General features: G+C 40.6%; 11 protein-coding genes, 1 tRNA gene and 2 rRNA genes. 13 read left to right on the forward strand and 1 reads right to left on the reverse strand.

Annotated elements, in window-relative coordinates:
* From C9J41_RS13500 to C9J41_RS13510, 3 genes are all read left to right on the forward strand, one after another.
* Window positions 1-174 (forward strand): 23S ribosomal RNA (locus C9J41_RS13500); the annotation flags it as partial.
* Window positions 175-309: 135 nt separating this feature from the next.
* Window positions 310-425: ribosomal RNA gene (rrf, locus tag C9J41_RS13505) — 5S ribosomal RNA — on the forward strand.
* A gap of 135 nt (window positions 426-560) precedes the next feature.
* Window positions 561-637: transfer RNA gene (locus C9J41_RS13510), tRNA-Asp, on the forward strand.
* An 877-nt stretch (window positions 638-1,514) separates the two neighbouring features.
* Here C9J41_RS13510 and C9J41_RS13515 read toward each other — a convergent pair.
* Entirely contained in the window at window positions 1,515-2,867 is a 1,353-nt protein-coding gene (locus C9J41_RS13515) for an MATE family efflux transporter (protein WP_107294690.1), read from the reverse strand.
* Between the two features lie 191 nt (window positions 2,868-3,058).
* Between C9J41_RS13515 and C9J41_RS13520 the strand changes: the two genes are divergently transcribed.
* From C9J41_RS13520 to C9J41_RS13565, 10 genes are all read left to right on the forward strand, one after another.
* A complete protein-coding gene (locus C9J41_RS13520; RefSeq protein ID WP_107294691.1) occupies window positions 3,059-4,849 on the forward strand; it encodes an IucA/IucC family siderophore biosynthesis protein in 1,791 nt (596 codons plus the stop codon).
* Window positions 4,836-6,566 carry an IucA/IucC family siderophore biosynthesis protein gene (locus C9J41_RS13525; RefSeq protein ID WP_107294692.1) on the forward strand — a complete coding sequence of 577 codons (1,731 nt, stop codon included), beginning with the start codon at window positions 4,836-4,838 and terminating at the stop codon, window positions 6,564-6,566. The genes C9J41_RS13520 and C9J41_RS13525 overlap by 14 nt, the downstream gene beginning before the upstream one ends.
* Before the next feature lie 10 nt (window positions 6,567-6,576).
* A complete protein-coding gene (locus C9J41_RS13530; protein ID WP_107294711.1) occupies window positions 6,577-7,833 on the forward strand; it encodes an AMP-binding protein in 1,257 nt (418 codons plus the stop codon).
* 9 nt (window positions 7,834-7,842) lie between these two features.
* Window positions 7,843-9,117 carry a DUF6005 family protein gene (locus C9J41_RS13535; protein WP_107205937.1) on the forward strand — a complete coding sequence of 425 codons (1,275 nt, stop codon included), beginning with the start codon at window positions 7,843-7,845 and terminating at the stop codon, window positions 9,115-9,117.
* Window position 9,118: 1 nt separating this feature from the next.
* Entirely contained in the window at window positions 9,119-9,958 is an 840-nt protein-coding gene (locus C9J41_RS13540) for a sugar phosphate isomerase/epimerase (RefSeq protein ID WP_107205938.1), read from the forward strand.
* Between the two features lie 131 nt (window positions 9,959-10,089).
* Window positions 10,090-10,797: a response regulator transcription factor gene (locus C9J41_RS13545; RefSeq protein WP_107205939.1), complete on the forward strand. Its 708-nt coding sequence runs from the start codon at window positions 10,090-10,092 to the stop codon at window positions 10,795-10,797.
* 147 nt (window positions 10,798-10,944) lie between these two features.
* Entirely contained in the window at window positions 10,945-12,909 is a 1,965-nt protein-coding gene (locus C9J41_RS13550; protein ID WP_107205940.1) for a TonB-dependent receptor domain-containing protein, read from the forward strand.
* 75 nt (window positions 12,910-12,984) lie between these two features.
* The gene (locus tag C9J41_RS13555) at window positions 12,985-14,127 is read left to right on the forward strand and encodes an ABC transporter substrate-binding protein (RefSeq protein ID WP_233217655.1); all 1,143 of its coding nucleotides are present in this window, start codon (window positions 12,985-12,987) and stop codon (window positions 14,125-14,127) included.
* A 90-nt stretch (window positions 14,128-14,217) separates the two neighbouring features.
* Window positions 14,218-15,294 (forward strand): iron ABC transporter permease, encoded by a 1,077-nt coding sequence (locus tag C9J41_RS13560; RefSeq protein ID WP_107294693.1) that lies wholly within the window; start codon window positions 14,218-14,220, stop codon window positions 15,292-15,294.
* A complete protein-coding gene (locus C9J41_RS13565) occupies window positions 15,294-16,070 on the forward strand; it encodes an ABC transporter ATP-binding protein (RefSeq protein ID WP_107247352.1) in 777 nt (258 codons plus the stop codon). Before C9J41_RS13560 ends, C9J41_RS13565 begins: the two co-directional genes overlap by 1 nt.
* Window positions 16,071-16,328: the final 258 nt, after the last annotated feature.

The raw sequence follows: 16,328 nt of genomic DNA on the forward strand, positions 1-16,328 counted from the left end.
GGAATCGATAACCGCTGAAAGCATCTAAGCGGGAAGCGAGCCTCAAGATGAGTCATCCCTAGACCTTTAAGGTCTCTAAAGGGTTGTTGAAGACTACAACGTTGATAGGTCGGGTGTGTAAGTGCTGCGAGGCATTGAGCTAACCGATACTAATTGCCCGTGAGGCTTAACCATACAACACCCAAGGGGTTTTACTTCTCATCAGAGAAGCATCGGACTCTACAAATACTTGAATGAGTATTGAGAACAACTAGTTAACTTTTCCCAGATTGCTATTTATTGTCGATGACAATAAATAAACCAAATTTGCTTGGCGACCATAGCGTTATGGACCCACCTGATCCCATGCCGAACTCAGTAGTGAAACGTAATAGCGCCGATGGTAGTGTGGGGTCTCCCCATGTGAGAGTAGGACATCGCCAGGCTTCCAATTCGTTTTCACTTTTACAAAAAGTGAAGACAAAAAGTTAAGATATTCGTTTTGAACTACGGATATCGCATGCGGTGTTATCGCTCTTAGCCATCCATGGCTTCGCGATATTAGAACATCCATGTTCGTCGGAGCGGTAGTTCAGTTGGTTAGAATACCGGCCTGTCACGCCGGGGGTCGCGGGTTCGAGTCCCGTCCGCTCCGCCACTTATATTAAGCCCTAGTCGAAAGACTGGGGCTTTTTTACATTTGGAATAAATGAGTTAAATGTATTTGAGTGAGTTGGCAGTTCAGTTGGTTAGCCTCTTTATTGGAGAGCTTAGCGGCCTGTCACGTTGGGGGAACGCGGGTTCGAGTCCCGCTTGAGCGCAAGCCCGTCCGCTCCGCCACTTATATTAAGCCCTAGTCGAAAGACTAGGGCTTTTTTACATTTGGAATAAATGAGTTAAATGTATTTGAGTGAGTTGGTAGTTCAGTTGGTTAGGCTCTTTATTGGAGGGCTTAGCGGCCTGTCACGCCGGGGGGCGCGGGTTCGAGTCCCGTCCGCTCCGCCACTTATACTAAGCCCTAGTCGAAAGACTAGGGCTTTTTTACATTTGGAATAAATGAGTTAAATGTATTTGAGTGAGTTGGTAGTTCAGTTGGTTAGCCTCTTTATTGGAGAGCTTAGCGGCCTGTCACGCCGGGGGGCGCGGGTTCGAGTCCCGTCCGCCCCGCCACTTATATTAAGCCCTAGTCGAAAGACTAGGGCTTTTTTACATTTGGAATAAATGAGTTAAATGTATTTGAGTGAGTTGGCAGTTCAGTTGGTTAGCCTCTTTATTGGAGAGCTTAGCGGCCTGTCACGCCGGGGCGCGCGGGTTCGAGTCCCGCTTGAGCGCAAGCCCGAACTAGGCGTCCCCACCGTTCCGCCACTTATTAAGAAGCCTCGCTAGTAATAGCGAGGCTTTTTTTCATCTGTAGAAAGTGGAAATGATAGTGTGTAGTTAAGCTTTTATTGCGAAGCTTAGGCAAGTCTTGCACTCTCGGCCACTTATTTAAGATCTCAGTAGAGCTTTTTTGTATGGCTGATTATTGATAAGCATCATATAGTTACCAGCTTAGACTTGTGTTTTATGCTGTATTGGAAACGAAGGTAAAGCGTTAATGCAAGAATAAAAGTGCTTAATTCTGCGATAGGTAAAGCAAAAAGAAACGGGATGCTTGGAATAAAATTGGTGAAGAGTAGAAGCAGTGATACAGGTAAAACTAACCCTCTTGATAAAGCGATAATAGATGATTGAAGAGGACAATGCATCGCTGTGAAATAACAAGATAGTAAGACATTTATTCCGCTAAAGATAAAACAGGGCCATATAACGCCAATGTAACTTAATGCCAATTGATAGGCGTCAGACTCTGTATTATCAATGAAAAGCTTCGTTATTGAATCTGATCCTGACAGTACGCTTACTATTAATAGTGTACTAATACTTATCACGGTAACGGTAGCTAAAATCATGAATTGGTTGATGCGTGTGAAATTTTTTGCTCCATAGTTTTGGCTTACCAGTATATGAAGAGCATCGATAATGCCGTAAAACAGCATCATGCTAATAAATAACATATAGTTTGCGACAGCGAAGCCTGAGATAGCAGTATTGCCCTGCTCTTTCATCAATAGCCAATGAATAGTGAAAATAACAATACCTACAGAAATTTCATTGATATATTCTGAAATCCCATTAAGTAGCCCTCTGAAGTAAGGTTTCACGCTTGAATAACAGAGCTTAAATTTAATTAATCTTTGTTTCTTAGTGAAAAAAGTACAGAGCACTAATAACTGTATTATCTGTGCTATACCTGTTGCCCAAGCGGCCGATTGAATTCCCCACTGAAAATAGCCAAGAAAAAGGACATCAAGCATGATGTTAACGACAGAGCCCAAGACTAAAGCTGATGTTGCTAGCGTTGGAAAGCCATCTGCGCGTACAAAATAATATAAAACCATCGTGGTTAGTTGAATGATGAGTACGACTGATATTACTTGGAAGTAAGCTTGAGTAAGGGGGGTTAATTGTTCATCAACACCAAGAAATAAAAATAAAGTCTCATTGAAAAATAAACTAATAATCGCCATCAAGGTAGCGAATAAAAAAATAGAGATTAACGATAAGGTAAAAATACCATTAGCCTCTTTATAGTTTCCTTCTCCGATAAATTTTCCTGCAGTTACTGTCCCACCAATAGCCACCATTAGACCCAATGCAAACATGAATGTGATGTAAGGAATAAGAATATTGATAGCTGCTAAAGCTTCATAACCTAGATATTTTCCTACAAAGATCCCATCGACCAAACTTGCAGTGGTGATAGCAAGTAATGCAATGAGTGCAGGAAAAGCAAACAGGAAAAAAGTACTAATGATAGGGCCCTGAGTGACCTTGTTATACGTCATGAATTTATGTTTTATGAATGAGCTTAATGTCCATTTTGAAGCGTTTCAATCATAAGTACGAGCGTTGAAGTGCCAGGTTTTGCTGCTGCATACATTTTTGTGTAACAAATGTAATCATTATTGAAATGAGAATTAATATCATTAAGAATCTTTAATTAATTTCTTATTTATCAATAAATAGTCGGTTCAACATGATGTTAACAGCAAAAAAAATAGCTGAAGTCGCTTCATTTCAGGCCCTCTTTAATTGTTACTTAAAAGAATGTAAGCAAGATTCATGGTACCGAGTTGATGCGTGGATGGAGAAAAATGAATTATGTTGTTCACCATCGTGTCAGTGGATTATTGAAATAAACTTACCTATAGAACATGTAGTTATAGCCGTTGAAGTGACTTATAAAACCATTGTTGGTCGCCATACTTTTGGTGATATCTGGTTAAAAAATAATGATGAAAATTGGTATACCATCTCTGAAAAAGAAGCTGCAATTACGCTTTTAGATTCATTTTTTGAGCAAAAGACAATGTCACTGAAAAAACAGGAACTATTGATTCGCCTGTTAGAAAGTATGTCGCTCATGGAGTATTTTTTGGCGGAAAATATGACAAAAAATGCACCGCCTTCTCGCTGTTTTATTGATGCTGAACAGAGTTTAGTTTTTGGACATTGGCAACATCCGACGCCTAAAAGTCGTCAAGGGATGCTTGATTTTCATCATCAATATTATGCGCCTGAATTAAAAGGGGAGTTTGCACTTCACTACTTTAATGTTGCCCGCTCTTTGATTTGCCAGCGCTCAGCATTATCAATTTCAGCTGAAGAGATCATTGCTTCTTCTCTCGAAACCGCAGACTTACAAATTTCAGATGAGTTTATAGTCTTGCCTATGCATCCGCTGCAAGCGCAAAAATTATTACATGATCCTGCTATTCTGGATTTAATGACTCAGGGGCTAATTATTGATAGCGGACAGCATGGTTGTAAGTTCACCGCAACGTCCTCTGTGAGATCGCTATACAGTGCGCATTTATCTTGGATGTATAAGTTTTCGATACCTGTAAAAATTACGAATTCTCTTAGAGTAAATAAACGTCATGAACTTGATGCTGGCGTAGTTATGGCTGGGTTATATCGTAAGACGGGATTTAGTGGTGATTATCCTAGCTTTAATGTTGTGACAGATCCTGCATACGTCACCGTATTATTACCAGAGCGAGAAGAAAGTGGTTTTGAAACGATTATTCGAGAAAATCCATTTCAGGCGGATCAAGATCAGGATGTTCTTACTATTGCTGCATTGACACAAGATCCGCTGCCAAATCAAGCATCGTTATTAGCCTCTATTATTGTTGAGTTGGCAACGAAAGAGCATTGCTCTGAATCTCATGTAGCGATGCGATGGTTTGCCCGCTATTGGGATTGTGCGATAGATCCTATGATCCGTTTGTATGATGAGCATGGCATTGCGTTAGAAGCACACCAACAAAATAGCGTTATTCAATTAGAGACTGGTTATCCATCGAATTATTATTTCCGAGATAACCAAGGTTTCTATTTATCAAAAAGCTACCGCAGTTATTTAGAAGGTATGGAGCCTGAATCTAGCCGTGTTCATGACTTGTATTTTGATGATGAAATGATCTGTGAGCGATTCACTTATTATTTAATGATCAACCATCTCTTTTCGATTATTGGTCGACTAGGCGCTGATCATATTATTGATGAAGCTTTATTACTGAATTTTGTTAAGCAACGGCTCACCGCATTACATAAATCATTACTGGGTGGCGGTAAATTATTTGTCGAGCAATTACTGACAAATAAGCAATGGGCAATGAAAGCGAATTTACTGACACGTGTCCACGATGTCGATGAATTAATGGTTGAGAACGAACAGGCGATTTATTGCTACATCGATAATCCATTTATAACAGCTGATACCACAAATCAGAAAAAGGAGGTATCAGATGCCATTGCCTAATTGTCTTACGCTAGAACCTGAACAGAGAATCATTAAGCAACTTTTTGAAGCCATCATGTTTGAACAATTGGTTGAAATTGATGTTGGCTCTGAGAATGGTCACAACACGTTTACTTGGAGCATGGCGGAAAAGCATTATCACGTTCGTGGTCATATTGGCGCTTTTGGGCGTTATCGTTTAGATATTTCAACCTTAACGATTGATGGTCAGCCTCAGCTTATCTCGCAATCTTGGGAAGATATTGTTCGAGACTTGCCCGCCCTTGAGCAAGTTAAGTTATCTATTATCGAAGAGTTTAAACAAACCTCAAATTTGTGTCGCTGGAATCAAGATAATATTCCAGCTCGTGATTCACGTCGGCAGGCAAGTTTTATTGAGTTGGAAGCACAGCTTGATGAAGGGCATCCTTATCACCCCTCTTTTAAAGCGCGAACAGGGTTTAACTTTCTTGATCATCAATGTTATGGACCTGAAGCTGGGGAATCATTTTGTTTGCACTGGATCGCGATAAAAAGAACACATTTTCGTTCACATTTACCTGATGAGCATGATCGTTTTTGGTCTAGTGAATTAGATCAAGATCACTGGCAAACATTGAGTTTTATTTTATCTCAGCAGCAAGGTAACTGGCAGGAGTATGCTTTATTGCCTGTTCATCCTTGGCAGTGGCGTCAATTACACAAAGAAGATTTTCCATCTTTACTTGAGCAGAAAATTATTATCGATTTGGGAGAGTTAGGAGACCAATATGTTGCTTCGCAATCGGTCAGAACTTTACTCAATGTGACGAATAAAGCAAAAGCCAATATCAAATTGCCATTGAATATGGTGAACACCTCTTCTAAGCGGACCTTAGCTGGTTATTCCGTTTGCTTGGCACCAGAGATATCAACATGGCTTGAAACCATTGTTAGTCAAGATCCTGAGTTGTCAGGATTAGACATCTTAGCCGAATACGCGGGCGGGATTTATGTACCGCTTGGGAAAACGGTGGAGTGTGATCCTTTAAGTGACCAACTGGCGGTTATTTTTAGAGAAAGCTTAGAGAACAAATTATCACCTGAGCAAACGGCGGTACCATTTAATGCGTTGATGATGGTCGAGCAAGATGGTCAGCCATTCATTGATCATTGGATTGATAAATATGGCTTAGTACCGTGGCTCTCGCAACTTATCGAGGTGGCAGTGATCCCAATTTGGCACTTATTGGTCAAGTATGGGGTGGGAACGGAGCCGCACGGACAAAACATGGTATTGGTTCACCGCAATGGTTGGCCTGAAAAGATTATTATTCGTGATTTTCATGAAAGTGTTGAATACCACTCTGCGTTCCTTAGTACTGATTTTCCAGCACCTGATTTAGCATTATTAGAACCAACCTTAGCCAAGGCACCTCTAGATATATTTTATGCCATGAGTTCGGTAGAGCTGCTGCGCGAATTAGTGATGGATACCTTATTCATTTATAACCTTGCAGAGGTTTCTCACCTTATTGAATGGCATTACGGTGGAACGGAAAGGCAGTTCTGGCAACTGGTTGAGAATAAGCTCGAACAATACAGTGCAGCGCATCCAGAGCTTGCTGATCGGATAGCTCAACTCGATTACCAATCTACTTCAATTGCAACAGAATCATTATTAGCTCGAAAATTTCAGGCTAAGAAACAAGAGTGTCACCATATCGTGTCGAATGCGCTTTCGTGCGCTTTTAAATAATAGGGATATTATGATTTACGTTAACGATGATTATATCGATAGTGCTTTTTTCTCACAGTGCTTCCAAATATTTTCAGCGCACCCTCAGTTAAAAGACTGTGCAGGAAAACGCGTTGCCGTGTGCCTACAAAATCCTGCTCAGTTGCTAGCACTTTGTTTATATTTAAAAAGAAATGGCGGGTCATTTTATCCTATTTTAGCCACGACTCCGCGTTTAGCGGCAAAGCGTTTAGCAGACAAAGCAAACTGTCATATCGTTATCTTTGATATTGAGCAGATGGGACTGACGCTAAAAAGAGAAGATAAAGATCAACAAGCGGTTTTAGTACAAACTAGCTCTGGGACAACAGGTGAGCCGAAAGTGATCACTCGCTCTTGGTCGTCTATTGATGAAGAAATTGAGAGTTATGTGACAACCTTTACTGCACCTCAGTCCATGACCCCTTTAATTGCATGTCCAATTACCCACTCTTATGGATTAATTTGTGGCGTACTTGTCGCGCTTAAGCGTGATTTAGTGCCTGTGATCATTACCAATATTAACCCTAAATACCTATTAAGAAAATGCTTGGAGAATAGTGAGCACTTACTGTATTCATCGCCAAGTTTACTGCATTCTCTTGTACAACTATATCCAAAACAAGAACAGCTGCATGCTGTAATGACGTCAGGAACGGTGCTACCGCAAGCTTGGTTTGAAGCGATAAAGGTACGAAGTCAGTATTTATTCCAGCAATACGGCTGTTCTGAAGCAGGTTGTATTGCCGTCTGTGAAAATCCTGATTATGCCAATCAAATGGGCTTTCCACTTCCACATTTAAGAGTATCAGCAGGGAGTGATGTAACTTCCCCGCAAGAGATCATCGTATCCAAAAATAAGCTTGATATTAATACTAAAGATCTTGGTTTTTTTGATGTGCAAGGGCAGTTATGTTTCGTTTCCCGTAGCGATGACATGATCAATGTTTCTGGGCTGAATGTGTATCCACAAGATGTGGAAAACGTTGTGATGGAATTGGCTGCAATTACAGATGCGGTGGTGTTTAAGCGTGCCGATGAGTTATCTGGTGAGCGTGTATGTTTGCAGTTTGTGGCAGACACAATGATTGAACCAAGCCGTATTCGTCAATGGTGTGGAACGCGTTTAGCGAATCACCAGTTACCCGTTGATATAGAGCAGCGCGAGATTATCGAAAAAGCGGCAAACGGAAAAATAAATCGAAAAGCGCTTTCACAAAGTAGTGTTTCAATTGCAGCGATTGGTTAAGGAAGAAAAATGCAGCGCGAAGAAATGATCCAAGCTATCAAAAAAGTGCTTGAAGAAAATATGCAAAATAGCCATATGGCGCTTTTTAGTCCATCAGCAAAGTTGAATGAAGAGTTGTATTTAGATTCAGTGTTAATACTCCAGCTCATTTTACATTTAGAGCTTGATTTAGGATTGACCGTACCAGAGCAACATATTACAGCTGCAGATTATGCGACAGTTGCGAGCTTAGCCGACTTTCTATGCCAAGTTAACAATGAGTCAGAGCTCGCACCGAAAGAGCCTGAGGTTGAATTTGAAGATGTAAAAGTACATTGCTTTGTTAGTTGTGTGTGTGAAGCGTTAAAGAGTAAAGGCATTGATCATCGACCATTTTATTTTGCGGTATGGGATGCGACGTTTGATGTAAGTGAGCGCTACCAACTGCAATACCATAGTGACGACATTAATCACCAATTATTTATTGATTGGTACCAACGTTTGTTTGGTGGCGAGCTTATCGCTTGGTATGACAGTGAGAAAACCAAGCTCGCGAATTTAGCCACCATGAGAGCGTTACTTGGTAATAAATCGAACTCAGAGCACTTGATGGTGATGCTCGATCTTTATCACCTTCCTGAGCGTGAAAATAAATTTAATCAGAACCCATTTCCCCATTACGTTATGTTGACGGAAACAGAGACGCCAGAGCACTGGATGATGTGGGATCCTGACTTTCGTTGGCAAGGTGAAATTTCACAAGATCGCATTGAAAATGCGATCTCTCAGCCGACCGTTGAGGGAGGGTATATTTTTAATGAAAATGCTCTGCACGATGCGCCGTTACATGTGGTGCAAGATTATTTCAAGCTTTGCTTTATTGAAGATAAAAACCCGCTAACAAATGCCGTTCGTGAAATTATCCAAGCTCACCTTGATGAAACGCAGGGGATTAGTTTGTCAGATCTCCCACTTGCTTTACGTGAATTAAAAGTTATCGCGGTGCGTAAATATGCTTACGAACATGGCTTTGCTTATTTTGGCAGAGCGTTAGGTCAAAGTGATGATGATTTTGAATATTGGTGTGATGTGATTGAAGAATTAATCCAGACCTATACCAGTATTCAGTATCAAGTAATGAAAATGGCAGAAACCAAAGATCTTAATTTATATACAGGTATTCAATACTTGTTGGATAAGCAAGACAGAACAGAAAAACGTATTAAGAAAGGGTTATTTGATATGTATTCCGATTGGTGTGAGTTAAACGACTTACCGTGTGATTCTGTTATGGAGGTTTGCTGATATGCAATTATCTATTTGTACTATTTCGTTTCGTCATCAATTAATGTCATTAGAACACTTAGCGCAATGGGCAAGAAGCCATGACTTTCAAGGTATCGAGCTTTGGGGGGTACATGCCATAAGTCTGGAGTCACAACCTCAATATGATGCGCAATGGTTAAAGGAAATGGGACTCTCGATTTCGATGCTAAGTGATTACTTACCCTTAGTGGGGGATCTAACCGTTACTCAACAAAAGTGTGCGCATATTTGTAAGTTAGCGAACTATTGGAACACAAATAAAATACGTACTTTTGCGGGGCATCAAGCCAGCGATAAGGTTAATAAAAATGACCGAGAAAAGCTGGTTACAAGACTACGTCATATTTGTGAATACGCGCATCACCAAGGGTTAAATGTACTTGTTGAAACCCATCCCAATACTTTAGCGGATACGACAGAATCGATTCTGCAGCTTTTAGATGAGGTTTACCATCCGGCTTTAAAAATTAATTTTGACAGCTTACATGTTTGGGAATCTGGTGCTGACATTAATTATTTTCACAATCAAATTAGTGATTATGTCGATCATTACCACTTAAAAAATATCGCTTCCCGAGAATATTTAAACGTGTTTTCACCTGATAACGTTTATTCGCCAGCAGGTAGCCGTGAAGGAATGACACCTTTATTTGAGGGGGTATTAGATTATCAACATTTTATTGATGGATTATCTCGAAATAAAAATACAACCGCATCACTTGAGTGGTTCGGTAATAATGTAAAGCAAATCTTAATAAATGACAAAAAAGCATTGGATAGGTTTGGTGAGAATATAAAACAGGCTGAATTACTGTTTTAGTTTTAATTTTTATTTAACTGATTTCGATAAATAGGCATTGATTATAAAAAAACGCTCGTATACTATCAGTCACCTAACTGATAGTGATAACTATTATCAATAAAGTGACAGATACTTAGCTAGGGATTGGCATGAATATAGATAAGGTCCATCATTCAAGAACAATCTTAATTGTGGAACCTGAGCATAATTATGGTCAGCAGTTAATTGAACTGTTTTGGCGTGAAGGTTTTGTGATCAAACGTTGCCAATCTGCACTTGAAGCTGAAAACGTTTATAAAAATGCGACAGTAGATCTTATGCTGGTCTCTAATCAATTACCTGAAATGAAAGGGTTTACGTTTTTAAAACAGTGCCGGCAAGTTTCTCACATTCCTATTGTCTTATTAGCGGATAACTATAGCGATACTGAATGCGTAAACAGTTTTTTCCATGGTGTAGATGATTACATTCCACGTAAACAGCCGATTAAGGAAGTCTTGTGTCGTGTTATTGCGATTTTAAGGCGTATTCAGCAGCGGCAATTACCGTCAAATAAAACCAAGTTATTAATTGTTGATGATTTGAAAATGGATAAGCAAAGTTTAGCGGTAAGTTATAAAGAAACCACATTATCAATGACACCAATTCAATTTAATTTACTTTGGACATTAGCTTTTCAACAAAATCAAGTATTGAGTAAAGACTATTTATACCGACAGGTATTGTCACGTGAGTTTAGCTTATATGACCGCAGTTTAGATATGCACTTAAGCCGAGTTCGACGAAAATTAGTATCGGCAGGTATGCCAGTTGAGCGGCTGAAAACGGCTCATGGCGTTGGTTACAGTTTTAGTTAATAAGGAAAAAGCTCTTATCGAAAGGTAAGGGCTTTTTTCATAGTAATTAATTAGTTGTGTGGTTGTAACAATTGTAAAAAGCATTTACATCTTAGTGCGTAGAAGCAAAATAATGATAATTATTATCATTAACAATGGAAAATTAAGATGTTGAAAGGATGCAAATTCAAGCTGCTACCGACAACGGTTGCTGTCTCAAGTGCGTTGTTTACACAAATTGCGGTTGCCGACTCAGAAGGTGAACATGAAAAAATGGTTGTAATGGGTAACCCATTACAAGCGACAGAAGTGTTTATTGATTCTGAGCAGCTTGAACGACAACAAGCCAACGATATCAATGATATTTTCCGCACAGATCCCGAAGTCAGCATCGGTGGCGGTACTGGTGTTGCTCAAAAGATTTATGTTCGTGGTTTAGAAGATAGCCAGCTAAACGTGACTATTGATGGTGCTGTTCAATCAGGCAATATTTTTCACCACCAAGGGCGTTTATCAATAGAACCAGAATTATTGAAACAAGTTGAAGTTGCGGCGGGTGCTGGACGTGCGACAGATGGTGCGGGGGCACTGGGTGGTGCGATTCGTTTTAAAACCAAAGATGCTGAAGATATGTTGCAAGGTGACGAACGTTTTGGTGGCTTAGTGAAGGCGGGCTACTATGATAATACGAAAGGATATAAAACGAGCGTCAGCGGCTATGGTTACCTTACTGACAACGTAAGCGTTGTTGCTACTATGGTGTATAGCGATTTAGGTAACTACACAGATGGCGATGGTAACGAGCAGCCGTTTACTGAAGCACGAAACAAAGTTGGCTTTATTAAACTTGTTGGTGATATTACTGACGCGCAGAAAATCACTTTAAGTTATGATCACCGCGGTGATGAAGCGTATCGTAACTTCCGACCTCACTGGGCTGAAAGTAGAAAGAATTTCCCGCTTGACCAAGAGATGAACCGAGATACTTTCACGCTGAATTACGGTTTAAATCCTGCTGATAACCCATACCTTGATCTTGATGTTACCGCATATAACACCGAAACTGAGCTAAAGCATAAGAGTCGTCCAGACGTACCTCGTGAAACAAATAATATCGCGAAAACACACAGCTATGGTGGTGATATTCGCAACACGAGTAGCTTTAACTTGTTTGCTGTTACGTATGGTGTTGATTACCGTAAAGATATAACAGATGGCACATTCTTAGCTTATAGCCCAGATACTTATGAGTTTAAAGGCACTGTTGCAGGCGTCTATGTACAGAGTGATTTCCGTATTGTTGAGCCGCTACTATTAAGTGTTGGTGGTCGTTACGATACATATAAATTAAAAGATTCTTACGGTACAGAAGTCGATCATTCAGGCTTTAGCCCTAATGTTAGCCTGAACTACAGCGTTATACCGGGTTTGAATGTTTATGCCGGTTACGCAGAAGCTTTCCGTGGCGCCCAGATCCCAGATTCATTCATGACTGATATTGAGTTAGATCCAAACCGTAAAGCAGAGCGAGCACATAATACCGAAGTGGGGGCTAGCTGGGTAAACGGCGGTCTAAATCTATCAGCAACGGCGTACATTAATAAAATTGACGATGTGGTCGGTAAAAGTGCGAAAAATCAAGGCGACTTAGAAACCAAAGGTTTCACTGCGCGTGCTGGCTACACCTTCAATGATTTAAGTATGTCATTAAGCTTCAATCACTCTCTCTCGGATCTTGATGGTCAACGTTTAATTGATGAGAACTTTGGTATTGGTACCTCGACAGGTGATACATGGGTTGCGGATATTAATTACTATGTATTTGATAACTTGTTAATTGGTTATACAGGTCGCTATGTTGCTCGTCTTGATGATGCAGTAGAAGTGGTTGAAATCTATAAAGGTGAAGAGTACGTCACTAACTACAGTGAAAAGCCAGGTTATGCCGTTCATGATATTTACAGCCAGTGGCAACCATTATCGGGTGAAGAGTTAACACTCTCTCTGGCAGTTAAAAATCTCTTTGATAAAGATTATCGTGATCATGCTAGCTACGGTGATGTAAACGCTATTGCGAGTGCACCACGCGAGCCGGGTCGTGATATCCGCTTTAATGTTGCGTATGCCTTTTAAATAAATGAACAAGGAGGGACGTCTGTCTCTCCTTTTTTCGTTTAAGGCTAGGTGAATGTGATCAAAGGGAAAGTTATGCCGCAATTTCTATCAATAAAAAATCGTCTTATTGCTCTGCTCAGTGTTTGCTTGGTGTTATGTAGTACTCACAGTGTAGCGAAAAGCATTACTGTAACGGATTTAGCTGGGCGAGAAGTCGTAATATCCCAACCAGCGGAAAGATTACTGTTAAGTGAAAGTCGCTATATTCCCGCGTTAGCGATTTTAGAAGGCGATCAAGTGTTATCTCGTATTGTCGGTATGATGGGAGACATGAAGTTAGTCGATCCTGATTCTTATCAACAATATCAAACCGCATTTCCTGACATCGATAATATCCCTCTGTTTGGTAAAGGCGCAACGGAGAGTTTTAGTTTAGAAACCGCATTAGCGCTTAAAGCGGATGTGGCTTTTTTAGGTGTCGAAGGTCATGGGCCTAATGCGCGAAATAGCGAAATTATTGAAATTTTAGAGCGTGCGGGCGTAACGGTCGTCTTTATCGATTTTCGCAAAGATCCGGTGAAAAATACCTTACGTAGTTTAGAGGTCATGGGCAAAGTACTGGGTCGAGAAGCGCAAGCGAAAAGCTATATTCAATTTTATAACCAAGAATTAGATAAGGTGAAGCAAGGTCTTGCAACGGTAAAACCTGAAGATGTTCCGACAGTCTTTCTTCATAGTCGTGTAGGTGTTAACGGTGAATGTTGTGAGACCATGGCTCGGGGTATGGTTGCTCAAATGCTTGACTTTATTGGGGTGAAGAATATGGCACAGCCACTACTTCCGGGATCTGTGGGCGTATTAAATCAAGAGTATTTATTAACGCATCAGCCTGACATTTATATTGGTACTGCTGTTGGCTCAACCCAGACTCAAAAAGAAGCACCGCAATATATTGTTCTTGGTACCAGTATTAGTGCCAAAGTAGCACACCAGTCTTTGGCTGCCATTACTCAACGACCGCCACTTAATCAATTAACCGCAGTGAAAAATAAACGGGCTTATTCTATCTGGCACCATTTTTATAATACGCCACTCAATATTGTTGCTATTCAGACGTTTGCTAAATGGGCCTACCCCAAAACGTTTGCTGAGCTATCACCACAAAAAACATTAGAAACACTATATCGTGATTATCAGCCAGTGCCTCTTAATGGTACCTATTGGATGGCGTTATAAATTAAATATTAGTGTTGTTTTAATTAATTCAATGAGCCGGATGACGTCACTGTTATCCGGTTTTTGGCTTTGTAAGATAAAGGAAATATCATGAAATCAGCCACATTAAGTGTTGATGAAAACCATCAAACAGCCAGTTTGTCACAGCGTTATCGGCGCTTTGTGATTAAACGAATTCTCTTGTTAAGTATGATGGCGATAGCACTTGTCATTGCATGGGTTATTGATACTGCAACCGGGCCGTCTCAAATTGGCTTAAACCATATTTTTTCTGCGCTCTTTCAGCCAGAAGTACTCGATCCCGTCCAACAAGTGATTATTTTTGATGTCAGGATCCCTTACGCTTTAATGGCCATTGTTGTTGGTGCGGCATTAGGGTTAGCGGGGGCTGAAATGCAAACCTCTTTAAATAATCCGTTAGCGAGTCCGTTTACCTTAGGCATTGGTGCGGCTGCAACATTAGGCGCGGCGGTTGCTATCTTATTTGATTGGTCGTGGTTACCGTTTCGCTTTGACTACATTCTGCCTTTGTTTGCTTTTGCTTTTGCGCTTTTAGCATCACTTTTGGTGGTGGTGTTATCACGAAGCCAAGGCGCATCGGTTAATACCGTGATCTTGTTTGGTATTTCACTCTTTTTTGCCCTTAACGCCTTAGTCAGTTTATTAATGTTTGTCGCAGACAGTAATGCTTTACAACAGATAGTGTTTTGGACCATGGGCAGTTTGGTGCGAGCAAATAACGAAAAAGTGTTGATTGTCGCACTTGTCTTTGCGGTGTGTTTCCCACTTTCTATGCGTCAAGCATGGGCGATGACAGCGATTCGCTCGGGAGAAGATCAAGCAAGAAGTATCGGTATTCGCGTAGAGCGCATGCGCTTAATGGTGTTGTTGAGAGTGAGCTTATTAACGGCTGTCGCTGTGGCGTTTGTGGGGGAAATTGGCTTTGTTGGGTTAGTCGGTCCTCATATAACAAGAATGTTATTAGGCGAAGATCATCGCTTTTTTCTTCCGGGGAGTGCCATTGCCGGTGCATTGTTGTTATCGCTGGCTTCCATCGCGAGTAAAAGCTTGATCCCTGGAGTGATTTTACCAATTGGAATCGTAACATCATTAATTGGTATCCCATTCTTCATGAGCCTTATTTTATCGAGTAAAGGGAAGTTGTAATGTCATTAAATATTAATAGCCTCACAACGGGGTATGGTCAGCAAAAGATCATTGAGCAACTTTCTGTTGAGCCGATCCAAAATGGTGAGTTGGTGGCGGTACTCGGCCCTAATGGAGTAGGTAAATCGACATTGCTCAAAGCGATAGCGCGATTACAAAAATATCAAGGTGATGTGTCTCTTGATGGCGAAATATTAAGTCAGTTAGCCCTTAGCGAAAGTGCCAGAAGAATCGGTTACTTGCCACAAACACTGCCTCAGGCAACTAGCCTTGTTGCTTATGAAATTGTATTTAGTGCTTGTCGCGCGGTAAAACCCGAACTGAGTAAAAGTTATATTGAGCAAATCATTGAAAAAACATTTTCCCAATTAGGAATAACCCATTTAGCACTTAAACAGCTAGCACAAATGTCAGGTGGGCAGCGACAGATGATCGGATTAGCGCAAGTGCTGATTCGAGAGCCTCGATTATTATTACTTGATGAGCCAACCAGTGCGTTAGATCTGCATTGGCAAATTAGTGTGCTTCAGGCTGTAAAACAAAATTTGGCGCACACTGGTGGCATGGGTCTTGTCGCGATCCATGACATAAATTTAGCCTTACGTTTTTGCGATAAAGTGTTGGTCCTCAGTCCTGATGGGGTAGTCGTTATGGGCAAAGGAGAGCAAGTGTTAACAGCAGAGGTATTACGTAACGCTTATGGTGTCAAAGGGCGAGTAGAGCAGTGTTCGCAAGGTTATCCGATAGTACTGGTGGATGAAGCGATGAGTGCGTAATGAATTGTGTGCAGCCTTTTTAGCTTTTGGTACATTTAAGGTAAAAAGCTGTACGTGATATTAAGTGTTTATATATCAGCCTGTTATATGTGGCGTTGGGAGTTGGCCTATAGGTGGTAAAAAACACGTTCACTTTTGTGCTGTTTTTATGAGTGAAAGCTGTACACGTCTAAATGTGAGAGTTTAGTCAGTATTGCTTTGTTCTGCTCAGTGATAGAATAAACCGATAATATAAATAAATCGGTTATCCACACAAAG

The organism is Photobacterium sp. GB-50 (assembly GCF_003026755.1).
Lineage (GTDB): Bacteria > Pseudomonadota > Gammaproteobacteria > Enterobacterales > Vibrionaceae > Photobacterium.

What these genes read in the sequence shown, in the direction of transcription:
- C9J41_RS13540 (WP_107205938.1), top strand. Translation starts at nt 9,119, where the DNA reads ATGCAATTATCTATTTGTACTATTTCGTTTCGTCATCAATTAATGTCA.
- C9J41_RS13535 (WP_107205937.1), top strand. Translation starts at nt 7,843, where the DNA reads ATGCAGCGCGAAGAAATGATCCAAGCTATCAAAAAAGTGCTTGAAGAA.
- C9J41_RS13520 (WP_107294691.1), top strand. Translation starts at nt 3,059, where the DNA reads ATGATGTTAACAGCAAAAAAAATAGCTGAAGTCGCTTCATTTCAGGCC.
- C9J41_RS13530 (WP_107294711.1), top strand. Translation starts at nt 6,577, where the DNA reads ATGATTTACGTTAACGATGATTATATCGATAGTGCTTTTTTCTCACAG.
- C9J41_RS13525 (WP_107294692.1), top strand. Translation starts at nt 4,836, where the DNA reads ATGCCATTGCCTAATTGTCTTACGCTAGAACCTGAACAGAGAATCATT.
- C9J41_RS13515 (WP_107294690.1), bottom strand. Translation starts at nt 2,867, where the DNA reads ATGACGTATAACAAGGTCACTCAGGGCCCTATCATTAGTACTTTTTTC.
- C9J41_RS13550 (WP_107205940.1), top strand. Translation starts at nt 10,945, where the DNA reads ATGTTGAAAGGATGCAAATTCAAGCTGCTACCGACAACGGTTGCTGTC.
- C9J41_RS13545 (WP_107205939.1), top strand. Translation starts at nt 10,090, where the DNA reads ATGAATATAGATAAGGTCCATCATTCAAGAACAATCTTAATTGTGGAA.
- C9J41_RS13560 (WP_107294693.1), top strand. Translation starts at nt 14,218, where the DNA reads ATGAAATCAGCCACATTAAGTGTTGATGAAAACCATCAAACAGCCAGT.
- C9J41_RS13555 (WP_233217655.1), top strand. Translation starts at nt 12,985, where the DNA reads ATGCCGCAATTTCTATCAATAAAAAATCGTCTTATTGCTCTGCTCAGT.
- C9J41_RS13565 (WP_107247352.1), top strand. Translation starts at nt 15,294, where the DNA reads ATGTCATTAAATATTAATAGCCTCACAACGGGGTATGGTCAGCAAAAG.